Origin of the sequence: Rhizobium leguminosarum (assembly GCF_001679785.1) — a bacterium.
Taxonomy (GTDB): domain Bacteria; phylum Pseudomonadota; class Alphaproteobacteria; order Rhizobiales; family Rhizobiaceae; genus Rhizobium; species Rhizobium leguminosarum_R.
In genome coordinates this window covers 2328623-2350346 of sequence record NZ_CP016286.1, presented here as the reverse complement: position 1 = coordinate 2350346, position 21724 = coordinate 2328623, and the positions used below count along the sequence as shown (strand labels likewise).

General features: G+C 61.8%; 25 protein-coding genes and 1 tRNA gene. 17 read left to right on the top strand and 9 right to left on the bottom strand.

The window, feature by feature from the left end; all coding sequences use genetic code 11:
- The first annotated feature begins 10 nt into the window (after window positions 1-10).
- The 4 genes from BA011_RS11795 to BA011_RS11780 all read left to right on the top strand — a co-directional run bounded on the left by BA011_RS11795 (window position 11) and on the right by BA011_RS11780 (window position 4725).
- On the top strand, window positions 11-778 hold the full coding sequence (locus tag BA011_RS11795) for an alpha/beta fold hydrolase (RefSeq protein WP_065280599.1): 768 nt from the start codon (window positions 11-13) through the stop codon (window positions 776-778).
- A 260-nt stretch (window positions 779-1038) separates the two neighbouring features.
- The gene (locus tag BA011_RS11790) at window positions 1039-2016 is read left to right on the top strand and encodes an ABC transporter substrate-binding protein (RefSeq protein WP_065280598.1); all 978 of its coding nucleotides are present in this window, start codon (window positions 1039-1041) and stop codon (window positions 2014-2016) included.
- A 7-nt stretch (window positions 2017-2023) separates the two neighbouring features.
- A complete protein-coding gene (locus BA011_RS11785; protein ID WP_065280597.1) occupies window positions 2024-3718 on the top strand; it encodes an ABC transporter permease in 1695 nt (564 codons plus the stop codon).
- The gene (locus BA011_RS11780; protein WP_065280596.1) at window positions 3706-4725 is read left to right on the top strand and encodes an ABC transporter ATP-binding protein; all 1020 of its coding nucleotides are present in this window, start codon (window positions 3706-3708) and stop codon (window positions 4723-4725) included. Before BA011_RS11785 ends, BA011_RS11780 begins: the two co-directional genes overlap by 13 nt.
- Before the next feature lie 40 nt (window positions 4726-4765).
- Here the strand turns inward: BA011_RS11780 and BA011_RS11775 are convergent, their stop codons facing one another.
- On the bottom strand, window positions 4766-4972 hold the full coding sequence (locus BA011_RS11775; RefSeq protein WP_026158758.1) for a hypothetical protein: 207 nt from the start codon (window positions 4970-4972) through the stop codon (window positions 4766-4768).
- Between the two features lie 227 nt (window positions 4973-5199).
- Here BA011_RS11775 and BA011_RS11770 point away from each other — a divergent pair, with 227 nt between their 5' ends.
- The 5 genes from BA011_RS11770 (at window position 5200) to BA011_RS11750 (ending at window position 8909) form a co-directional block, all read left to right on the top strand.
- The gene (locus BA011_RS11770; RefSeq protein ID WP_065280595.1) at window positions 5200-6309 is read left to right on the top strand and encodes an endonuclease/exonuclease/phosphatase family protein; all 1110 of its coding nucleotides are present in this window, start codon (window positions 5200-5202) and stop codon (window positions 6307-6309) included.
- On the top strand, window positions 6306-7079 hold the full coding sequence (locus tag BA011_RS11765; RefSeq protein ID WP_065280594.1) for an NUDIX hydrolase: 774 nt from the start codon (window positions 6306-6308) through the stop codon (window positions 7077-7079). The genes BA011_RS11770 and BA011_RS11765 overlap by 4 nt, the downstream gene beginning before the upstream one ends.
- A gap of 165 nt (window positions 7080-7244) precedes the next feature.
- Window positions 7245-8156, top strand: a complete 912-nt coding sequence (locus tag BA011_RS11760) for a PhzF family phenazine biosynthesis protein (RefSeq protein ID WP_065280593.1) — start codon at window positions 7245-7247, stop codon at window positions 8154-8156.
- 226 nt (window positions 8157-8382) lie between these two features.
- A tRNA-Lys gene (locus BA011_RS11755) sits at window positions 8383-8458 on the top strand.
- Between the two features lie 154 nt (window positions 8459-8612).
- Window positions 8613-8909 carry a hypothetical protein gene (locus BA011_RS11750; protein ID WP_017961167.1) on the top strand — a complete coding sequence of 99 codons (297 nt, stop codon included), beginning with the start codon at window positions 8613-8615 and terminating at the stop codon, window positions 8907-8909.
- A gap of 85 nt (window positions 8910-8994) precedes the next feature.
- On the opposite strand, the gene BA011_RS11745 is transcribed toward BA011_RS11750, so the two are convergent.
- A complete protein-coding gene (locus tag BA011_RS11745; RefSeq protein WP_237352657.1) occupies window positions 8995-9204 on the bottom strand; it encodes a hypothetical protein in 210 nt (69 codons plus the stop codon).
- A gap of 153 nt (window positions 9205-9357) precedes the next feature.
- Here BA011_RS11745 and BA011_RS11740 point away from each other — a divergent pair, with 153 nt between their 5' ends.
- Complete coding sequence (locus BA011_RS11740) at window positions 9358-9660, top strand: hypothetical protein (RefSeq protein ID WP_029870368.1); 303 nt, start codon at window positions 9358-9360, stop codon at window positions 9658-9660.
- Window positions 9661-9900: 240 nt separating this feature from the next.
- On the opposite strand, the gene BA011_RS11735 is transcribed toward BA011_RS11740, so the two are convergent.
- Window positions 9901-10209, bottom strand: a complete 309-nt coding sequence (locus tag BA011_RS11735; protein WP_003541169.1) for a hypothetical protein — start codon at window positions 10207-10209, stop codon at window positions 9901-9903.
- Window positions 10210-10587: 378 nt separating this feature from the next.
- On the opposite strand from BA011_RS11735, the gene BA011_RS11730 reads away from it, so the two are divergent.
- Together BA011_RS11730 and chrA are read left to right on the top strand one after the other, a co-directional pair.
- A complete protein-coding gene (locus tag BA011_RS11730) occupies window positions 10588-11403 on the top strand; it encodes a chromate resistance protein ChrB domain-containing protein (RefSeq protein WP_065280592.1) in 816 nt (271 codons plus the stop codon).
- 1 nt (window position 11404) lies between these two features.
- On the top strand, window positions 11405-12826 hold the full coding sequence (gene chrA / locus BA011_RS11725; RefSeq protein ID WP_065280591.1) for a chromate efflux transporter: 1422 nt from the start codon (window positions 11405-11407) through the stop codon (window positions 12824-12826).
- 119 nt (window positions 12827-12945) lie between these two features.
- Here chrA and BA011_RS11720 read toward each other — a convergent pair whose 3' ends face one another.
- Both BA011_RS11720 and BA011_RS11715 read right to left on the bottom strand, forming a co-directional pair.
- Window positions 12946-14277, bottom strand: a complete 1332-nt coding sequence (locus BA011_RS11720) for a hemolysin family protein (protein WP_065280590.1) — start codon at window positions 14275-14277, stop codon at window positions 12946-12948.
- A gap of 221 nt (window positions 14278-14498) precedes the next feature.
- Complete coding sequence (locus BA011_RS11715; protein ID WP_012758163.1) at window positions 14499-14882, bottom strand: VOC family protein; 384 nt, start codon at window positions 14880-14882, stop codon at window positions 14499-14501.
- 477 nt (window positions 14883-15359) lie between these two features.
- On the opposite strand from BA011_RS11715, the gene BA011_RS11710 reads away from it, so the two are divergent.
- Entirely contained in the window at window positions 15360-15686 is a 327-nt protein-coding gene (locus BA011_RS11710; RefSeq protein WP_065280589.1) for an RcnB family protein, read from the top strand.
- Between the two features lie 114 nt (window positions 15687-15800).
- Here the strand turns inward: BA011_RS11710 and BA011_RS11705 are convergent, their stop codons facing one another.
- The 3 genes from BA011_RS11705 to BA011_RS11695 all read right to left on the bottom strand — a co-directional run bounded on the left by BA011_RS11705 (window position 15801) and on the right by BA011_RS11695 (window position 18378).
- On the bottom strand, window positions 15801-15980 hold the full coding sequence (locus tag BA011_RS11705; protein WP_065280588.1) for a hypothetical protein: 180 nt from the start codon (window positions 15978-15980) through the stop codon (window positions 15801-15803).
- On the bottom strand, window positions 15977-17182 hold the full coding sequence (gene zigA / locus BA011_RS11700; protein ID WP_065280587.1) for a zinc metallochaperone GTPase ZigA: 1206 nt from the start codon (window positions 17180-17182) through the stop codon (window positions 15977-15979). Before zigA ends, BA011_RS11705 begins: the two co-directional genes overlap by 4 nt.
- Window positions 17183-17328: 146 nt before the next feature.
- Entirely contained in the window at window positions 17329-18378 is a 1050-nt protein-coding gene (locus BA011_RS11695; protein WP_065280586.1) for a zinc ABC transporter substrate-binding protein, read from the bottom strand.
- Between the two features lie 102 nt (window positions 18379-18480).
- Between BA011_RS11695 and znuC the strand changes: the two genes are divergently transcribed.
- The 4 genes from znuC to BA011_RS11675 all read left to right on the top strand — a co-directional run bounded on the left by znuC (window position 18481) and on the right by BA011_RS11675 (window position 21198).
- Window positions 18481-19395 carry a zinc ABC transporter ATP-binding protein ZnuC gene (gene znuC, locus BA011_RS11690; protein ID WP_065280585.1) on the top strand — a complete coding sequence of 305 codons (915 nt, stop codon included), beginning with the start codon at window positions 18481-18483 and terminating at the stop codon, window positions 19393-19395.
- Complete coding sequence (gene znuB / locus BA011_RS11685; RefSeq protein ID WP_018482892.1) at window positions 19388-20203, top strand: zinc ABC transporter permease subunit ZnuB; 816 nt, start codon at window positions 19388-19390, stop codon at window positions 20201-20203. The genes znuC and znuB overlap by 8 nt, the downstream gene beginning before the upstream one ends.
- Window positions 20200-20598, top strand: a complete 399-nt coding sequence (locus tag BA011_RS11680; RefSeq protein ID WP_065280584.1) for a Fur family transcriptional regulator — start codon at window positions 20200-20202, stop codon at window positions 20596-20598. Before znuB ends, BA011_RS11680 begins: the two co-directional genes overlap by 4 nt.
- A 201-nt stretch (window positions 20599-20799) precedes the next feature.
- Window positions 20800-21198, top strand: a complete 399-nt coding sequence (locus BA011_RS11675) for an ester cyclase (protein ID WP_065280583.1) — start codon at window positions 20800-20802, stop codon at window positions 21196-21198.
- A gap of 31 nt (window positions 21199-21229) precedes the next feature.
- On the opposite strand, the gene BA011_RS11670 is transcribed toward BA011_RS11675, so the two are convergent.
- A complete protein-coding gene (locus BA011_RS11670; protein WP_065282507.1) occupies window positions 21230-21601 on the bottom strand; it encodes a hypothetical protein in 372 nt (123 codons plus the stop codon).
- Window positions 21602-21724 lie beyond the last annotated feature (123 nt).

Sequence of the window (21724 nt, the reverse complement as noted above, 5' to 3'; positions counted from 1 at the left end):
GAAATGACCAATGTTCAAGTTTGCTGCTGCCGTCGCCCTGGCGGGCGCTCTTCTTTCCGGTGCTGCCGTTGCTCAGCCGGCCAAGCCGACCGTTGTCCTCGTCCATGGCGCCTTTGCCGATTCATCCAGCTGGAACGGCGTCGTCGAAATCCTGCGCAAGGATGGCTTTTCTGTCGTGGCAGCCGCCAATCCGCTGCGCAGCGTTTCTAACGACGCTGCCTATGTCTCCGACGTGATTGGCAGCATCGCCGGCCCTGTGGTCCTTGTCGGTCACTCCTATGGCGGCCAGGTCATTTCGACCGCGGCCAACGGCCACGACAATGTCAGGTCGCTGGTCTATGTCGCGGCCTTCGCCCCGGATGCCGGGGAATCGGTTGCCGATCTTGCCGGCAAGTTTCCGGGCGGCACGCTGAGCGGAGCGCTGGCGGCCCCGGTAAAGCTCAGCGCCGGCGGTGTTGATCTCTATATCGATCAAGCCAAGTTCCATGATCAGTTCGCCAGCGACGTGCCGGCCGAACAGGCGGCCCTGATGGCGGCTGCCCAACGTCCAGTCACCGAGGCCGCGCTGACCGACAAATCCGGCGAGCCCGCCTGGAAGAAGCTGCCGTCGTGGTTTTTCTCCGGCACCGGCGACAAGAACATCCCGGCCGCAGCCCTAGGCTTCATGGCCGAGCGGGCAGGCTCCAAGCGGACCGTGGTGGTCGATGGCGCCTCCCACGTCGTGATGGTGTCGCATCCCGGGAAGGTGGCTGAACTGATCGAAGAAGCTGCAAAGTAGTATTCGATCCGAGGGCCACGGCGCGTGAGCGCCGTGGCCCTCGGATGCTGTGAGCCTGATCATTCGGCTTGAAAATGCCGCCGTCGTTAAAGCCGGGCTCAGCCCCTTCCATTCGATGCCGACACAGCAGCCCTGGAGAGGTTACGACTGCTCGATGACAAAGTAGTGGTGCAGGGCGTGGACCAACCGACGCGCCCTGTCACATCTCTGTCAACGATCCCTAATAAGGGAGGGTGACGCAATTCCGAGGACCCCTCCCCATGAAAACGATCGTTTCCGCCGCAGCCCTTCTCGCCGCGAGCCTCTTTGCCATTCCGGCTTCTGCCGCAAACCTCGTTCTCTACACCAGCCAGCCGAACGAAGACGCGCAGGCAACGGTCGATGGCTTCATGGCCGCCAATCCCGATATCAAGGTCGACTGGGTACGCGACGGCACGCCGAAGATCATGGCGAAACTCCAGGCCGAGATCCAGGCCGGCAACCCGGTTGCCGACATTCTCCTCATCGCCGACATGGTGACGCTGGAGCGCCTTAAAGAAGACGGCAAGCTCTTGGCCTATAAGTCGCCGGAATCCGCAGGGTACGATGCCGCCCTTTATGACGCCGACGGCTATTACTACTCGACCAAGCTGATCACCACCGGCATCATGTACAACACTTCGGCCGCCATGAAGCCTGCTAGCTGGAAGGACCTGACCAAGCCGGAAGCCAAGGGCCTCGTCACCATGCCGAGCCCGCTTGCCTCGGGTGCGGCCCTCATCCACGCCCAGACGCTCGCCGCCGTTCCGGGACTCGGCTGGGATTTCTACAAGTCGCTTGCGGAAAACGGCGCGATTGCAGCCGGTGGCAACGGCGCCGTGCTGAAGTCGGTCGCCTCGGGCGAAAAGGCCTATGGCATGGTCGTTGACTACATGCCGATCCGCGAGAAGGCCAAGGGCGCGCCTGTCGAGTTCGTCTTCCCGAGCGAAGGCGTTTCGGCCGTCACCGAGCCGGTCGGCATCCTTGCCAGCACCAAAAATGCCGATGCCGCCAAGAAATTCGTCGATTACGTGCTCTCCGAAAAGGGCCAGGAAGGCTTCCTGAAGCTCGGCTACATCCCGGCTCGCAACGGCATGAAGCTGCCGGAAGGCTTTCCGGCGCGCGACACCATCAAGGTCCTGCCGATCAAGGCGGCCGAAGCATTGAAGAATACCGATCAGGATCTCAAGACCTTCTCGGGCATCTACGGCTCGAACTGATCCTTTCATGCACGGATACATCAAAACCGGAAACAGCCAGCCCGCCTGGCTGTTTCCTTTTATCGTCGTGGTCGTCCTGTTCCTCAGCGTGCTGCCGCTCGCTCGTCTCGCCATGGTCGGGATCGCAGCCTTCGCCAGCGGCGGCGTGATTGATGTTCTGAGCGAGGCGTCGCTCTGGTCGGCGACCTATTACACCGTCGTCACCGCCATTCTAGGCACGATCATCTCGCTCGTCATCGGCTGCCTCTTCGCCTTCCTGCTGACGCTGACCGATATCCGCGCCAAGGGGCTGCTCAGCTTCTTCTTCGTGCTGCCGATGATGATCCCGCCGCAGGTAACGGCGCTCGCCTGGGTGCAGATGTCCGGCCCCTCCAGCCCGTTGCTGAAGGCGCTGCATATCGCCCCGCCACTCGGCTCGCCGCAGCCGCTCTATTCGGTGGGCGGCATCGCGCTGCTCTATGGCGTGCAGCATGCGCCGCTGGTCTACCTGGCGCTCCGAGCCGGGCTGATGACGCTGCCGCGCGACGGCGTCGAGGCCGCGCGGCTTTCCGGCGCCTCCAGCTTGCGGGTGTTCCGCGATATCATCCTGCCGCTGTCGCTGCCCGGTATCATCGCGGGTGCGGCGATCTCCTTCGTCTCCTGCACCGGCAATTTCGGCATTCCGGCCATTGTCGGTATTCCGGCCTCGATCTTCACGCTGCCGACGTTGATCTTCACCAAGTTTTCCGCTTTCACCAGCCGCACCTTCGGCGACGTCGCCGTGCTCTCGGCAATCATCGCCATCATCTCGGTCGTCGGGCTGATGATCCAGGACCGGGCGCTGCGCGGCCGCGACTACCGCGTCATCGGGTTATCTGGGGCGAGTGCGGCCTTCGAGCTCGGCGCCTGGCGCCTTGTTTTCACACCGCTCGTTTGGGCGATCCTGTTCTTCATGCTGGCAGCACCCTTCTTCGCGCTTGTCGCTGGCGCGCTGGTGCCGGCCTATGGCGTGCCGCTCACTTTCAAGACGATGTCGCTGCATGCCTTTGAGGAGATCCTGTTCCGGCAGGCGGTAACACGCACCGCCTTTATCAATTCGCTGTCGCTCGCCGGAGCCACCGCGCTTTGTCTCCTGGTGGTGACGGTGCTTGCGGCCTATGCGCTGACGCGGCGCAAGGATGCGGCGTCGCGGATCGTCGCCAGCCTGATCGAGATACCATATTCGCTGCCCGGCATCGTCATGGCGGTCTGCTTCATCCTGGTGTTCGCAGCACCGATCCCGATCCTCCACGTGTCGCTCTATGGCACGATCTGGATCATCCTGATCGCCTATTTCTCCTCCTTCTTCGCCGTCAGCCTGAAACCCGTGGTCAGCGCCTTTCATCAACTCGATCCGGCGCTGGAAGAGGCGGCGCGGCTTTCCGGCGCCGGCTTCTTCCGCCGGCTTGCCGATATCATCGTGCCGCTGATTGCGCCGGCCGCCGGCGCCTCCGTTATTCTTGTCTTTCTGATTGCCTGCAACGAGCTGACGATCTCGGCGCTGCTCTGGTCTGCCGGCACCCAGACGCTCGGCGTCGCCATCTACAATCTCGATGACAGCGGCAGCTCGGACCTTGCTTCGGCGCTCTCGGTGCTCGTCGTCCTCATGGTCGTCGTGCTGATGCTGTTGCTCGAACTTCTGGCGAAACGACTGCCGAAAGGAGTGATCCCATGGCGAGGCTGATCCTCAACCAGCTCGGCAAGGACTTCGGCACCGGGCGCGCCGCCGTCAGCGGCTTTTCGCTCGATGTGCGTGAGGGCGGCTTCCTGGCGCTACTCGGACCTTCCGGCTGCGGCAAGACGACGGTGCTGCGCATGATCGCCGGTTTCGAGACGCCCACCGACGGCTCGATCCGTCTCGGCGAACGGCTGCTTGCCGACGCCGCGCAGTCGCTGCCGCCGGAAAAGCGCAACATGGCGATGGTCTTCCAGTCCTATGCGCTCTGGCCACATATGAGCGTCGCCGAGAATGTCGGTTATCCCCTCAAGGTGCGCGGCATATCAGGCGAGGCCTACCGGGCGAAGGTGCTCGACGCGCTCGGCACCGTCCGGCTCGCCGCCTATGCTGAACGGCGCCCGGCCGATCTCTCCGGCGGCCAGCGCCAGCGCATCGCGCTCGCCCGCTGCCTGGTGACCTCGCCCGACGTGGTGCTGCTCGACGAGCCGCTCGCCAATCTCGACCGGCACCTGAAGCAGGAGATGGAAGAGACTTTCCGCGAGTTCCACCAGCGCTCGGGTGCAACGATGATCTACGTCACCCACGACCAGAGCGAAGCAATGGCGCTGGCGACCGACGTCGCCGTCATGTCGGAAGGGCGGCTGCTGCAGGTGGCGGCGCCCGCCGAGATCTACGCGCGGCCTGAAGGGCGCATCGTCGGCGGCCTGATCGGGCGCGGCGCGATCCTAACGCTGCCGGTGATGGGCGGCGAACGCCAGTTGGAGTGGGACGAGCTGCAGGATGCGCTTCATGCCGCCAATACTGATGGCGCCGATATTCTGGTGCGGCCGGAGGATGTGATCATCGGCGGCGAGGGGGCTTCGGCAATCGTCGAATCCGTGCTGTTCGAGGGCGAGCGCTACGCCGTGAAACTGATCCTCGGCAATGGCCAGACGCTACGCGCCTTTAGCCGCGTGGTCGTCGTGCCGGGCGAGGCGGTGCGCGTCATCATCCGCACCGGCTGGCGGCTTTGATGGACTAGGATTTGAGTTTTGACGATTCCGAGTTGAAGCCTTACGAACCTTCAAGAAGAAGCAGTCCTTCTTCAGTCCATCTGTCACCTTGAATATCCGATTTAACGAAGCCGTAGGAGGCAAGGACTTCGATCGCTAGCTCGCCGGCGTGCATCGCCTTGTGGTCTAGAAAGCCATTGCCCCGGCTGAGGTATTGCTCGCACATCCACGCCAACGCTTCCAGGATCTCTTTCTCTTTGGCGGTCATGATTTTTGCGACTCCAAACATCTGGAAATTCATAAACAATATAGAAGACATTACATAACTGTTCTAACCGCTGCTATCCAGATGCTTGCGGGAGATTGTCAGCCCTTGAATTCACAGCTCGCTACGTCCGGGCTGCAAGCGGGCGGTTATTCGCAACTTTCTTGGTCCCGCCACCTTTTCCTGTGGCGATTGCCGGATAAGGTACTGCCCGCAACCGGACTCCTGCCATGTCGCTTCGCCTCGCCACCTTCAACGTCGAAAATCTCCTGACCCGTTTCGATTTCACCGGCTTCCGCAACCAGCTGCGCCAGGACCGGGTCATCAAGCTTTTCCAGGTGTCGAGCGAGGGTGTGTACCAGCAGCTCGAGCAGGCGCGGGTGATCGCTGCGACCGACGACACGCGGCAGATGTCGGCCCTTGCGATCGCCGATGCTGACGCCGATATCCTGTGCCTGCAGGAAATCGACAATATGGCTGCCCTGCAGGCCTTCGAATACGGCTATCTCTTCCGCATGGTCGGCAACGGCTATCGGCAGAAATTCCTGGTCGAGGGCAATGACAGCCGCGGCATCGATGTTGCCGTGCTGATGCGCGAGGAAACGCGCGACGGCCAGAAGATCGAGCTCAGGGATATCAGAAGCCATGCGATGACGACCTATCGCGATCTCGATCTCTTCAATGAGGATCTGGCGCTCACCAACCGCATCGACGACAAGATCTTCAAGCGCGACTGCCTGGAGCTCGACCTTCTGATCGGCGGCCGGCCGTTTTCGCTCTACGTCGTTCATTTCAAGTCGATGGGCAATCCGCGCGATGGGCTGGACGGGCGGCAATCGACCATGCCGATCCGCCGCGCCGAGGCGCGCGCCGTGCGACGCATCATCGAGGATCGCTTCAGTGCGGAGCAAGCCGGCACGAAGAGCTTCGCCATCTGCGGAGACATGAACGATTATCAGGAGCGTGTCGATGTCATCGGCCGCCGGGGCACCGGCTATCGCTTCGAACATCAGAACGAGACCGAAAGCGCGCTCGACGTTTTCAGTAGCGACGGCTTTGCCGAAAATGTCGTGCGCCGCCGCGAACCCCTCGACCGCTGGACGCTCTATCACGCTCGCGGGCCACACGAGCAGTGGCTTTGCCAACTCGACTATCTCTGGCTTTCGCCAGCACTTGCCGCCCATAATGCCGGCCGCCTGCCCGAAATCATCCGCAGCGGCCAGCCCTACCGCACTGTCTTCCCGCCGGGGCAGGAGGTGGAGCGTTATCCGCGCACCGGCTGGGACAGGCCGAAGGCGTCCGATCACTGCCCCGTCGTCATGACACTGGATCTCCCATGAATGCAAATTTGAACGCGAATTTCACCAACATCAATTTTTCCGATGATTTCGCCGGCTGGCCGCCGGAGGCGACGGTCTTTCCGATTGCCGGCGTGGATCTGCGCATTCTGCCCGGTCCCCATCCCTTCGTCGCCGCCGAAGAGGCGGCGATCCGGGAGAACTGGGGCAGGGAGACTGCTGCCAATCCGGCGCTGTTCGACGGGCGCATGGTGTTCCAGCGGTTCGTATCGCTCGGTGAAGACGGGATTGCCGGCGAGGGCCACGTCATTCCCTTTTCCGCTTTCATGTGGTGGCGCCGGCAGCCGCAGCGCCAGGGCGGCATTCACATCTTCGCCTATCCGGTGCTCGAGACCTCCGACGGCGCACTGGTGGCGATCCGCATGGGCGCCCATACCGCCAATCCCGGCCAGGTCTATTTCGCCGCCGGCTCGCTGGAGCCGGAGGATGTCGTCGACGGTCGTTGCGACATCGAAGCCAATATGCGCCGCGAAGTCCATGAGGAGACCGGGCTCGATCTTGCCGAATCCGTCGCGGGTGAGGGGCTGTTCGCCACTCATAACAAGCGCACGGTGACGCTGCTGCGGTTATTCCGCTTCGATATGACGGCGGATGAGATGATCGAGCGGATCGAGCGGCATATGCTCGTCGCCGAGGATCAGGAGATCGCGGGCGCGGTGGCGATCCGCTCGGCCGATCCCTCCGCCCATGCCTATAACATCGCCATGTTGCCTGTGATCGACTGGTATTTCGGTAAGGCCGAACGGAGTTGATGTATGCCGCCCAAAGCCATGCAGCGTTCCGGGATAACGACACGCACCACGTAACGATCGAAAGCGCGTCGTGTGAATCCGGTTGACGCGACACGTTTTAGCGCCTTGCACTCGCTCGCGTGGTCGGGCAGGTTGGCGGCGCGATGACGATTCAAGGAGGCCGATGTGGCGCGAAGCTACAGCGTCTATGACGTGTTCACCGATCGAAAGCTTGCGGGCAATCCGCTGGCGGTGATCTTCGACGGAGACGATCTCAGCGACGAGGCGATGCAGGCGATCACCCGGGAGCTCAATCTCTCCGAGACGGTCTTCGTGCAGCCTTCGACCAATCCCGCCTATGCGGCACGGCTCAGGATCTTCACGCCGGGGCGCGAACTGCCCTTTGCCGGCCATCCGACGGTCGGTACGGCGGTGGCGCTGGCCGAACGGGCACATGGTGCTGCTACGCGCGATCTCGTCTCGGTGCTTGAGGAAAATGTCGGGCCGGTGCGCTGCGCGGTTCGGCTGAGAGAAGGTGAGGCGAGCTTTGCCGAATTCGACCTGCCGCGCAAATCGCAGCCGGCCATCATGCCGCTCGACAAACTCGGCATCGCCGATGCGCTGTCGCTGAAGGTGACCGAGATCGGCTTCGAAAATCATGTGCCCTCCGTCTGGAGTGCCGGCGTTCCCTTCCTGCTCATTCCGGTGCACGATGTCGGAGCCACGCAGCGGGTGGAATTCGATCCGCAACTCTGGGAAAAAATCGTGCCCTTCGTCGATGGCGCGCTTGCCTCGGCCTATGTCTATTGCCGCGGCGGCGTCAACCACGTGGCAAAGTTCCATGCGCGAATGTTCGCAAGCGGCATGGGCATCGTCGAAGACCCGGCTACCGGTTCGGCGGCGGCCGCACTCTCCGGTGCGATCCACCATTTCGACCGGCTGACGGACGGGCATCATCCGATCATGATCGAGCAGGGGGTCGAGATGGGCCGGCCGTCCTTCATCCACCTGCATATCGATGTCGACGGCGGGGCGATCTCCAACGCGCGGATCGGCGGCCAGGCAGTGCGGCTGGCCAGCGGCACGCTCGACCTTTGATTTGATTAGAACGCCGCGCGTCCGACAGGACGCGCTAAGGACGCTCTATCACTTTGAATCTGCGCATATCCTTTCCGAAGATCGATTCCGATTTTCGGGGTTATGCGCTGCATTTCAGCCAAACCGAAAAATCTTCGCGGTTAACCAAAGAAATTTCGGCTATGCGCTGGACAAGGCTGCCGATCCTGTTTATACGCCCCGTCACACCGCGCAGCCAAGCGCGAACGGGTGATTAGCTCAGTTGGTAGAGCAGCTGACTCTTAATCAGCGGGTCGTAGGTTCGAGCCCTACATCACCCACCAAATTTCTTGAAAAGATTGATATATTCGAATTCAGGCCGGATTTTCCGGCCTGCCGGAAACTGTTCTCGAAGCGAGCGGCATGGTTCGCGCTGTCCGTAGGACTGGCCGCGTCAGTCCGTGCGCCCTATCTCCCTCTCGCGTATCGGGAGGGTCTATGAGAAGCGTTATTTTTGCCGTCGCATTGTCTCTGCCGTTGCCTGCCTTTGCCGCAGGCGTCATGAACGTCAAAGCGAGCGAGCATAGCTGCAGCGAGCTTACGCAGATCATCCGCCAGAACAAAAAGGTCTTTGTCCGCGTCGGTTTCGGCGGCCGCAGTTTCCGTTATCCGCCCGCCCAATGCAGCATGGGCGATAAGCGCACCACGACCAGTTTGCGCGATGCAGGTGGAAAACAGTGCATCCTCGATTATTCCTGCGTCTTCGACCCCGCGTCGCCCTATAATTTTCCCTAGCGTATCAGCCCGAAAAAATCGGAATCGATTTTCGGAAAGCACGATGCGAGGGATTGAAAGAGTTAGACCGTCCTTTGTGTGTCGCTCAATCGCCGCCGCTCAGTTTCATGCCGGCGAGCCAGAGTGCTGCGACGATGAAAAACGACAGTGCCGCCATCACTGCTATGGGCGGTGCGTATTCCTGGAAGGAATGCGAGGCGTTTAGTCTAAGGACGTAAATAGTCGCAACCGCAATCTTTGTGACGATCAAGAGCGCCAAGGTCGCGTTTTTGGCGTAACGCCTGGTTTCGGCCAATCGAAGCTTCCGGCGGGGACACATCGACCTTCTGTGCCGGAATGGCCCTTGTCCACTCCGGCTCTGTGCTCAGCCGTATAGTTCGGACGGTTCCCGCACTGGCGGCACGCGGTGCGATGCCCTACCTTCGCTCTCTCACATTCAGGAGTTTCCATGAAAAGCGTTGTTCTGGCCGTCGCACTGTTGTTTCCGTCCGTCGCTCTTGCCGCCGAGGCGGTGGAGGTCAATGCCAGGGATCACAGTTGCGAAGAGCTTGCGCAGATCATCCGCAAGGACAAGGCGGTTTTTGTGCGCATGGGCTTTGGCGGCCGCAGCTTCCGTTATCCGCCGGCCAGGTGCAATCTCGGCGACAAGTACGACACCGCAAGGGTGAGGGATGCCAATGGCAAGCTTTGCCTCCTCGACTACGAGTGCGTGTACGATCCGCAGTCCTTCTATAACAGGATTCCCAAATAATATTCCGATCCAGGCGTTGCCAGTAGCCTGTCGCCATGGATGACGAGGTCAAGAAAAAAGGCCGGGCGAAACTCGCACCGACCTTCCTCGATCAGTCTCGATAACGGCTGCCAGTACCTCCGTGGTCAGCCGTCAGAAACAGATTTAGTATCCCTTAAATAGGGTTTACTTAAAAAGCTTCAAGAGCTAGCAGCCGAGAGGAAGCCGGCACTGGGCCGGCTTCTTCTGACCGAGCAGCGATTACTGCTGTGCAGGGGCAGCCGGCGGAGTGGCCGGTGCTGGTGCCGGTGCAGGCGTTGCGCTGTTGTCGGTCGGAGCGATCGGCTTGGCCGGCGCCGGCTCTGATTGGGTCGTGGAGGCTGTCGTGTCCGGGGATGTGCCGGGGGTGCTCCACTGCGAATAGGCGAATGCAGCGACAGCGATCACGGCCAATGCAGCGACCCAGACAACCCACGTATTACTGCTGCGCGCGCTCGGCGTGGTGCGCAGATCCAGATTTGGGTTCAGCGGGCGGTTCGGGTCGTTGGCATTATTGGGGTCGTACGTCATGGTACTTTCTCCTCTTTCGGTGACAGAAGAATGCCGAAGTGGGCATTTTGTTCCGTTCTGGGCCGAAGCGCTTGTGCTGATTGGGTTTTCGTACTCATTATTCTCGCTTTACTGGCGCTCCGCGCATTCGCGGGCTTTGCCGTTCACTCCTCATCTGCTTTGCGGTCGACGGCAGAGACCCGGTGGTAGAGCTGCCGGCCGATCGGATGCGGTGGTGGATGGCGGGCCGCGGGTGCGGACAGCAAGCCGCCATGGCGCAATGCGCTTGACACCACCGGGTCTGTTTGCGAATGATTTCCGCATGGGGTCGCGATCACCCCACGAGGCGTCATGCTGAAGAATCGCGTCCAGTAAAACCGATCAACGGAGGGACGCGTCATGCCGTCATTTCTCGAAATTTCTCCCGACAAGCTCAACCGCCTTATCGGAACCCCCGGTGCGCCTTGCATTATCGACGTTCGCACCGAGGAGGACTTCGCACTCGATCCGCGCCTGGTGCCTAGCTCCATCCGGCGGGGCCATGCCGAGATCGGGTCCTGGGCGGGCAGCGTCGATGCCGATTCCGTCGTCGTGGTCTGCCAGAAGGGCAGCAAACTCAGCCATGGCGTCGCCGCCCACCTGCGCCATGCCGGGATCGACGCCGAGAGCCTCGAAGGCGGCTTCGAAGCCTGGATTGCCGGCGGACTGGCGGTGCCTGACGCCGAGCTGCCGCGCCGCGATGCCGAGGGGCGCACCGTCTGGGTGACGCGGGCGCGGCCGAAGATCGACCGCATCGCCTGTCCCTGGCTTATCCGGCGCTTCGTCGATCCGAGCGCCGTATTCCTGTTCGTGCCGGCGCCTGAGGTTTTAGCCGTCAGCGAGCGCTTCGGGGCGGTGCCCTTCGATATCGATGACGTGTTCTGGAGCCATCGCGGCGAACTCTGCACCTTTGATGTCATGGTCGAGGAGTTCGGGCTGGCATCGGAGCCGCTCCTGCGTCTGGCGCGGATCGTCAGGGCGGCGGATACCGCAAGGCTCGATCTCGCGCCCGAGGCGGCGGGCCTGCTGGCCGCCTCGCTCGGCCTCTCCAGGATGTATTCCGACGATCTGGAACAGCTCGAGGCCGGGATGCTTCTCTACGACGCCTTCTTCCGCTGGTGCCGCGATGCGACCGAGGAAACCCACAACTGGCCGGCGCCGAAGAAGAGGGCATGAGATGGTCGAGATGACGGATAAAGCGCCAGGCGGCAAAATGGCGGAGGAAGACGCGGGAGAGGGGCATCATCACGGCGTCTCGTTTGGCGAGGCCTTCAAGGTGTGGCTGCGTGTCGCCGCCCTGAGTTTCGGCGGCCCCGCCGGCCAGATCGCCGTCATGCACCGGATCATCGTCGACGAGAAGCGATGGATCGGTGAGCACCGTTTTCTGCATGCGCTGAACTATTGCATGCTGCTTCCCGGACCCGAGGCGCAGCAGCTCGCCATCTATATCGGCTGGCTGATGCATCGGACAGTGGGCGGTCTCGTCGCCGGCCTGCTGTTCGTGCTGCCTGGGTTCCTGTCGATCCTCTGTCTCAGCTATATCTACGCGGCTTACGGCAATGTCGGCATCGTCGCCGGCCTGTTCTTCGGGCTGAAGGCGGCGGTGCTTGCCGTCGTCGTGCAGGCCGTCATCCGCATCGGCGGCCGTGCGCTCAAGAATCGCGTCATGGTCGGTATCGCGGCCGCGGCCTTCATCGCCATCTTCTTTCTCCATGTGCCGTTCCCGCTGATCGTGCTCGCGGCCGGCATTGCCGGCTTCCTCGGCGGCAGGTTCGGGCTTGCCGCCTTTCAGACCGGCGGCGGCCATAAGGCCGGAAGCGGGCCGGTGCTGTCGGATGCCGAGTCGGCGCTTGGCGAAGGCATACCGGCGCATGCGCGCCCGAATCTCGCCTGGTCGCTGCGTATCTCGGCCGTGCTGCTTACCCTCTGGCTCGCGCCGCTCGCGGCGCTCTACGCAACCTTCGGTGCTGACAACGTCTTTACCGAAATCGGCCTGTTCTTCAGCAAAATGGCGGTCGTCACCTTCGGCGGGGCCTATGCCGTGCTTGCCTATGTCGCACAGGAGGCCGTGCAGCATTTCGGCTGGCTGAAACCCGGGGAGATGCTGGATGGTCTCGGCATGGCCGAGACGACGCCGGGGCCGCTGATTATGGTCGTCCAGTTCGTCGGCTTCATGGGCGCCTACCGGGATCCGGGAGCGCTGGACCCGATGCTTGCTGCAACGCTTGCGGCGATATTGACGAGCTGGGTGACCTTCGTGCCCTGTTTCCTGTGGATCTTCCTCGGCGCGCCGTTCATCGAAAAACTGCGCGGCAACATAGCGCTCGCCGGCGCGATGTCGGCCATAACAGCGGCGGTGGTCGGGGTTATCCTCAACCTCGCTATCTGGTTTGCCCTGCACACGCTGTTTGCCGAGGTTGCGACCGTCCAGCTTGGCGGCTTGCGGCTCGATATTCCGGTGCTGCAATCGGCCGTGCCGGCGGCAATGGCGCTGTCTGCCGCCGCGGCGATAGCGATCTTCCGCTTCAAGGCTTCCGTGATCGCGACGCTGCTAGCCTGCGCAGCCGCGGGAATGCTCTGGACGCTGGCGGTGAACTAAAGCGCGTCGCGACCTTTCAGATTCGCTCCTCGCGCTTTAGGCATTTGTTTTTACGCATGTCGTTGTCGCAAAACCGCGGCACACTTTTGCGCGACATGCTTTAGAGCCTTTCCTTGGCTCTAGGCCTCCGCCCCATCCGCGGGAATGCGCGTCGCGAGCATCTTGTCGATACGCATGCCGTCCATGTCGAGCACTTCGAAGCGCCAGTTGTCGAAGACGAAGGTTTCGCCGGCTTCGGGGATGTGCTGGAGCTGATGCAGCGCGAAGCCCGCCAGCGTATGGAAATCGGCATCCGGACGATCGCGCAGGCCCAGCCGTTCGAAGGCGTCGAAGGCCGGCATCATCGCATCGATCAAGAGCGACCCGTCTTCCCTGACGACGATATCGGGCTCTTCGTTGGATCCCGGCAGGTCGCCGGCGATGGCTTCGAGCAGGTCGGTCTGGGTGACGATGCCTTCGAGGCTGCCATATTCGTCGATGACGATGGCGAGGCGAACGGGTGAGGCCTTGAAACTGTCGAGCACGCGGACGACCGAGGTGCCCTCATGCAGCACCAACGGCTGTTTGATCACCTCCATCGGCCGGACCCTGCCGCCGTCGAGAACCTGATCGAGAAGATCCTTTTTCAGCACCATGCCGATCGGTTCGTCGATCGAGCCTCGCGCGACCAGCAGCTGTTCGTGGCTGCATTCGCGGATCGTCTTCAGGATCTCGGCCTCGCTGTCGTCGGCGTCGAACCAATCGATATCGAGACGCGGCGTCATGATGTCGGAGATCGGTCTCTCGCCGATGTTAAAGACCCGCTCGACGAGCTGCTGCTGCACCTGGTTGAGAAGGCCGGCTTCCTGGCTCTCGGCGATCAAAAGCTTGAGCTCCTGCGGCGAATGGAACGATGATTCCCCGGTTCCGGCGCGAAGACCGACACCGCGCAGCACCAGGTTGCCCATGCCGTTCAGGACGAAGATCGCCGGTTTGAACAATATCAGGAACAGACCGAGCGGGCGCACCACGGCAAGCGAAGTGGCCTCGCTGCGCTGAAGCGCCAGGCTCTTCGGCGCGAGCTCGCCAAGCACGATATGCAGGGCCGTGATGATGATGAAGGCGATGACAACGGCAACAGTATGCGCGCCCGCCGTCGCCCATTGCCCGGGCAGCCAGGACAGCAGCGGCTCGATCAGGTGGGCAAGCGCCGGTTCGCCAACCCAGCCGAGGGCGAGCGAGGAGATGGTGATGCCGAGCTGGGTGGCTGCAAGGTTGGAGTCGAGATTGTCGACGGCGCGCTGAAGTGCCGAGGCGTTCATGCGGCCTGCCGCAGCGAGTTCGGCGACACGGCTACGCCTGACCGACACCAGGGCGAATTCGGCGGCAACGAAGAAGCCATTGGCGGCGACGAGAAGAAACACGGCTAGTATCCCAACATAGTCGGAGAGTCCGCCGGCGGATTCGGACATGTTTTCCCTGCCTTCGAATTGATAGGAATCTGAAACTACACGCTCGCACACTGGTGGCAAGGCGCAGCTGATATTCTCGCGGCAGGAGCTCGCTGTGATCGACAAGCGCCGGTCTGCGGATGCGGAGCACAAGTTGTGTTGCGAACCGCATGATCGGGGTCATGTGTGTTGATGTAGAGTGCAGGAATGTGTGGCGACCGCCGTGACCGACGTCGCTCCGTTCACCTCTTGGGCGCTTCGAAGAGTTCGATCGGGTTTCCGGCCGGATCATCGAGCAGGATCTGCTTGCCGCCGATGCCCTGCACGATCTCGTTGCGGAAGCGCGCACCGGCTTGGCGCAGTGCGGTGACTTTCGCCTCCAGGTCTCCGACCTCGATCTGGATACGATTCCATCCGCCAGGCTCCGGCTTTCGTCCGTCGGGCATTGCTTGAGATGCTCCGCCCGGTCCCGTCATGCCGCTGACGAACAGACGAAAACCGTCCCTGGTCAGGATGGCGAAACTCGGTGCGGGACGAAGCGCGACGGAGAAGCCGAGATGTCTCGTGTAGAATTCCACCGCGGCGTCAACGTCGTCGACGATGTAGCGCATGCTGATACCGGGCATGTTTTCCTCCATTGTGGTCTTCGTTGTCTTGCTCTGATCGTCCCCTCACCGGATATTCAGAATTCTCCTGTTCCCAAGATACGTCGCTTCGAAACTCGATTATGCGCCCGTTTCAAGTTTTTTTATGCATCTCGTTATGCCAAATCGCTTGAGCACCTGCCGCCGCCAGCAGCGGGACATCCCTGCACGGTGGCGCCTTCCAGGCGATGAGCACAGGAGGGGCGCGTCGCCCAGCCCCATCCTCAGATGCTCCGCAAATTTCTTTTCTTCGGTCATGCCTGAGGCGCTGCCAAAGGATGAACCTGGCTGGGCGCGCCGATGGCGACAGACTATACGTCACGGTGTACAAGTTTAATCTAAAATATAAACTTCGACCCGTAGCTATTGGATTTCATTACAAAAGTTTAATTTTTATTTCAGTTTCGGTTCATCTTTTCGGCCCTAGTTTGGTCACGTGCCCAACATGAGGACCCCCACATGAAAAAGATTTTTGCAGCTCTTCTTTCCGCCTCCTTCCTTCTTTCCCCGATGGTTGTTTCCCAGGCCAGCGCCGACGATCATCGCCGTCCGCCTGTCGTCGTGCAGAAGAAGGTGGTCGTCAAGAAGACGGTCGTTCGGTCGCATTGGAAGAGGGGATACCGCGTCAATGCCAGCGAGCGTCGCCGCTTCTCCGATGTCAACGACTACCGCCGCTACCGGCTGGCGCCTCCGCCGCGCGGTTATCGCTGGGTGCGGGCCGATCACGACTACCTGCTGATCGGCGTCACCAGCGGCATCATCTCCAGCATTATTGCCGGTCGCTGATCGGTCGATAGATCAGGAAAGGGCGGCTTCGGCCGCCTTTTTGACTTTGGGAGGGCGTGTAGCAGTTTCGCGCCCTTCCTGCGCTTCTTCAATTGGCGGCGGTTGTGACCCGCTTCAGGGTTGCCTGCGCGACGGCATGACCCGTTCAGCAATGATGCCGAGAAAACCTCTTGGTCTTCCGATTTCAGCGTCGGTATCCTCCTCGTGCGTAAGCGGATGAAGCCCTTCGACCGGCGGCAGCGGTTCGCATTCGGTACAGGCGCAGAGAGTGCGTTTGATTGCCTTCGCCTTCATGCCGCCTGCCTGTTCCAGCTGGCGAAAGGATCGGGCAGGTCGCGCCAGCGCTCGGGCGCGAAGACATCTGTCCTGATGAGACAGGCGTCGAGTTCCTTCCTGATCCAGGCTTCGTCCATCGGATCGGCACCGATGAAGACGATTTCCTGGCGGCGGTCGCCCCAGACGGGGTCGAGATAAGGGCCGATGGCGCGCATGAAGGCCGGTTCCTCAGGCCATTGTTCGCGGGGTACGGCCGCCCACCAGAGACCCATCTTGCCGGTGCGCACGATTGCGCCCGCCTGGCTGATCTCGCCGACATGGTGCGGGCGCGTCGCCAGCCAGAAGAAGCCCTTGGCGCGCACCACGCCTGGCCATGTCCGATCGAGGAAGGCCTGCAGTTTTGCCGGATGGAAGGGCCGCTTCTCGCGATAGACGAAGGAGCGAATGCCATATTCCTCGGTCTCCGGCACGTGGTCGCGGAAACCGTGCAGTTCCTTGTACCAGAGCGGATGGGTCTCGGCCTTGTCGATATCGAAGCGGCCGGTACCGAGCACGTCTTTCAAGGCGACCTTGCCGAAATCCGCCTCGATCAGCTTCGCATCCGGGTTGAGGCCGGTGATGATCTTGCGCGCGGCGTCGCGCTCTTCCTTGGTTGCCGTGCCGATCTTGTTCAGCACCACGACATCGGCGAATTCGATCTGCTCGACGAGCAGGTCGACGATGGTTCTGTTGTCGCCGTCGCCGGCCGTTTCTCCGCGGTCGGCGAGGAAATCGGCCGAGGCATAATCGGCAAGCAGATTGGCGGCGTCGACGACGGTCACCATGGTGTCGAGCCTTGCGACATCGGAAAGGCTTTGGCCATTCTCGTCGCGAAATTCGAAGGTGGTGGCGACGGGCAGGGGCTCGGCGATGCCGGTCGATTCGATCAAGAGGTAATCGAAGCGGCCCTGATCGGCGAGTTGGCGCACCTCCTTCAGCAGATCGTCGCGCAGCGTGCAGCAGATGCAGCCATTGGTCATCTCGACGAGCTGTTCCTCGGTGCGGGAGAGATTGGCGCCGCCGTCGCGCACCAGGGCGGCATCGATATTCACCTCGCTCATGTCGTTGACGATAACCGCGACGCGTAAGCCTTCGCGATTGGTCAGCACGTGGTTGAGCAGCGTCGTCTTGCCGGCGCCGAGGAAGCCTGAAAGCACCGTGACGGGAAGTCTAATGTCCATGGGAACCTCATCAGAGTCTTATTAATGTTATATCATTACATTTGACGGTCCGAAAAAAGGCGGAACGGGGTTGTCCGCCTTTTTCCGCCTCAGCTCTCCCTGGAGCGTCGCGTGTCCGGCAGGACGCGCGGAGCGGCGCATGAGAGTCATGCGCTGGAGAGGCAGTCCTTCATGCTGTTGGCGATGCCGCGCATGAGGTTGAAGTAGAGATCGGGACCGGCCTTCAGCGTTGCCGCTTCGGGATCGAGCACGCCTGACTTGGCGCGCGTGCCTTCGATGACGACATTGACGAGGCGCGGCTCGAACTGCGGCTCGGCAAAGACGCAGGTGGCGCCGAGTTCGCCGACCCTGCGGTGGATTTCCGAAACACGCTCGGCGCCGGGAATGGTTTCCGGGCTGACGGTGATCGAGCCGGCGACGCGGATACCGTAGCGGTGCTCGAAATATTGGTAGGCGTCGTGGAAGACGATGAAGGGCTTGTCCTTGACGGGAGCGACCATGCCCTTGATCTCGGTATCGAGCGCATCCAGCCTGTCGTCCAGCGCCTTGGCGTTGCCCTGATAGGTCAGAGCATTGGCGGGATCGGCGGCGACCAACGTCGTGGTGATCATGGCCGCCATGGCCTTGGCGTTCATCGGGTCGAGCCAGAGATGGGTGTCGAATGTATCGTGGTCATGGTCATGGTCGTGGTCACTGGTGTGCCCGGGATCAGCATCATGTGCGGCGTCAGCCTCATCATGCTGACCGGAAGCACTTTCGTGCTCCGGGGCGTCATCATGCGGCTCGAATGCGCCGCCTTCGCGGAAAGGCAGCTTGACGAGGCCGGGCGCGTCGTCGAGAGCAGCGATGCTGGCATCCCGGCCCAGCGCCTGCAGCGGCTTTTCGAGGAAGGCCTCAAGGCCGGGGCCGACCCAGAAGATTACCTTGGCGTCCTGCAGGGCGCGGGCATTCGATGGCTTCAGATTGTAGGTATGCGGGGAGGCGGCGCCAGCGACGATCAATTCAGGTTCGCCGACACCCTGCATGATCGCCGAAACCAGCGAATGGATCGGCTTGATCGAGGTGACGACGACGGGTGCATCGGCTGCCCGCATGGTGCCGGAAAAGAGCAGGGTGGAGATCGCCAGGACCGGGATTGCGAGGGCCGGCATTCTGAGGGCCAAGATTTTGAGGGCAGGCCCCAAGGCGCGTTTCATCAATATGCTCCGCTTGAATTGCAGTTGTTATGTTATTACATCAATTGCGTTATGCTATAACGTGTGCAATAGCAGGACGCAACAGCACTTTCGGAAAATTTGATGCTCTCTCCCGCAAAGACCCCCGCCGGTATCAGGGCCGAACCGCTGGTTTCGCTTGAAGATGTCGGCATTCTACGCAGTGGTCGTTGGCTGGTGCGCGGTGTCGATTTTTCCGTCTCGCGCGGCGAGATCGTTACGCTGATCGGGCCGAACGGCTCGGGCAAATCGACCAGCGCCAAGGCGGCGATCGGTGTGTTGAAGCCCGACGAGGGCAGGGTGGAGCGCAAAGCCGGCCTCAAGGTCGGCTATGTCCCGCAGAAGCTCGCGATCGACTGGACGCTGCCGCTTTCGGTGCGCCGGCTGATGACGCTGACCGGACCGCTGCCGGAGCGCGATATGCTCTCGGCGCTCGAATCCGCCGGCATTGCCCATATGCTCGATGCCGAGGTCCAGCACCTCTCCGGCGGCGAATTCCAGCGGGCGCTGATGGCCCGGGCGATTGCCCGCAAGCCCGATCTGCTGGTCCTCGACGAGCCGGTGCAGGGGGTCGATTTTTCCGGCGAGATCGCCCTCTACGACCTGATCAAGTCGATCCGCAATTCGACGGGCTGCGGCATCCTGCTGATTTCGCACGATCTCCACGTCGTCATGGCCGAGACCGACACGGTCATCTGCCTCAACGGTCATGTCTGCTGCCGCGGCACGCCAGAGTCGGTCAGCCGCAGCCCGGAATATGTGCAGCTGTTCGGCAGCCGGGCGGCGCAGACGCTTGCCGTCTATAGCCATCACCACGATCATACGCATCTGCCGGACGGCCGCGTGCAACATGCCGACGGCACGGTGACCGACCATTGCCATCCCGATGACGGGCATCACGCGCATGACCACAGTCGTGAGCACGACAATGGTCATGATGGGCACCACCACGAACATGACCATCCGCATACCCATGCCACGGAGGACCGCCATGCTTGACGACTTCTTCGTGCGCGCCATTCTTGCCGGCGTTGGTCTGGCGCTGACGACAGGGCCGCTCGGCTGCTTCATCATCTGGCGGCGCATGGCCTATTTCGGCGACACGATTGCCCATTCAGCGCTGCTCGGCGTCGCACTGTCACTGCTTTTCGAACTCAACCTGACGCTGGCTGTCTTTGCCGTCGCCGCCCTCGTGTCGGTGCTGCTGCTCTTCCTGCAGAAGCGCCAGGCGCTGTCGGCCGATGCGCTGCTCGGCATCCTCTCGCATGCGACCCTTGCGATCGGCCTCGTCATGGTCGCCTTCATGAGCTGGGTGCGGATCGATCTCATCGCCTTCCTGTTCGGCGATATCCTTGCCGTTTCCACCACCGACATCGCACTGATCTGGGGCGGCGGGCTCTTTGTGCTCGTGGCAATGGCCTGGCTCTGGCGGCCGCTCTTGGCCGCAACGGTCAATGCCGAGCTCGCCGAGGCCGAGGGGCTGAAGCCCGAGCGGGCGCGGCTGTTCTTTATGCTGCTGATGGCCGTCGTCATCGCCATTGCCATGAAGATCGTCGGCATCATGCTGATCACCTCGCTGCTGATTATACCGGCGGCCGCGGCGCGGCGCTTCTCGCCGACGCCGGAAATCATGGCGGTGCTCGCCTCGCTGATCGGAGCGGCGGCCGTCGTCGGCGGGCTGTTCGGTTCACTCACCTACGACACGCCCTCCGGCCCCTCGATCGTGGTCGCGGCACTGATCCTCTTCATTCTCAGCCTGCTTCCCGTCAGGCGCCACCGCGCGGTCATGCAAGGACAAGGCTCATGACGACACCGCAATTGACCAAGAACCAGTCGCTTGTTTTCGACGTGCTCGAAAAGGCCGATGGGCCGCTCAGCGCCTACACCATTCTCGACAAGCTGCGCGACCACGGTTTTCGCGCTCCGCTGCAAGTATACCGGGCGCTGGAGAAGCTACTCGAATATGGCGTTGTGCACCGGCTCGAAAGCATCAACTCCTTCGTCGCCTGTGCCCATCCGGGCGACGACTGCCACAGCCACGGCATCGTCGCCTTCGCCATCTGCGAAAGCTGCGGTCAGGTGACGGAGTTCCACGACCACGAGGTCGACCACCGGCTGATGGAATGGGTGCGGGGGCAGAAGTTCAAGCCGGAAAAGACGACGATCGAGATCCGCGGATTGTGCGAGGCCTGCGCGGCGTAAGCTTCCTCGCCTCTCACTTTCTTTTCGCCGATCGGGTTAGCCCGGCTTAGATTCAGAGCCGCCCTTGCCGGGACCGTCATTGCCGCCCTTGCGGGCGTGCAGGCGAGTTCTCTTGAACGGAAATTCTCGAGGCGGCGCGTTCGCCGCTGGCAAGTGCCCCGGCGCCATCTTTGCCTGAGAAACCAAGCCAGGGGCGATCGCGTGACGAAAACCGAACTCGCGGAGATATATCGCGGCTACATAGCCTGCTTGAACAGGCAGGACTGGCCCGATCTCGGGCAGTTCGTCGGCGACGATGCGGTTCATAACGGCCGGCGGCTCGGGCTGCCGGGTTACGTCGCCATGCTCGAGCGGGACTTCGATGAGATTCCCGATCTCTATTTCAAGGTGCTGATGCTGCTTTGCGATCCGCCATACGTCGCCTGCCGGCTCGGCTTCGATTGCAGGCCGAAGGCAAAATTCCTCGGCCTCGATGTGAACGGCAGACGCCTTTCCTTCACCGAGAACGTCATCTACGAATTTCGCGGCGGCAAGATCATTGAGGTCTGGTCGGTCATCGATAAGGCGGCGATCGAAGCCCAGCTTGCGGGCTCGAAATGACCGCGCGGACGGTTTCCTGTCTGCGTTTCGATCAGATGATGGCGACGCGCTCGCCGAAGGGCGTGTCGTCGTCGAAATTCCGGGTGCCGATCCGATCGCTTTCGCCTGACAAGACCGGCTGTTCCGCCTGGTCGCCGGCCTCTTCCCCGTCGCCCGATGCCGCATGCCCGTGCCGCTTTTGCGGATGCTCCTCGTTTTCGACAATCAGATCCGCGTGCGGGATGAGACCACTTGCGGCCTCCTTCTCCACGGCCTTCTTCGTTGCCAGCTGGTCAGCGGTGATCTGCGACTGGTGGGCGGCGACCCAGGCATTGTCTGGTTCGGAGCCGATCGAGGTGCTGGTGCCGACCTTGGTGGGCTCGGACGCGGCGGTGGCGGAGATGGGGTTGATCGCGTCGACCATGATGCTCTCCTGCTGGAACAGGATCATTTTAGGCCGGATCGGTCTAAAACCTAAATCCTGTTCTAAATGAAAGAGTTAGAGCATGATGTCATCCGAAAACCGCTTACACTTTTCGGCATCATG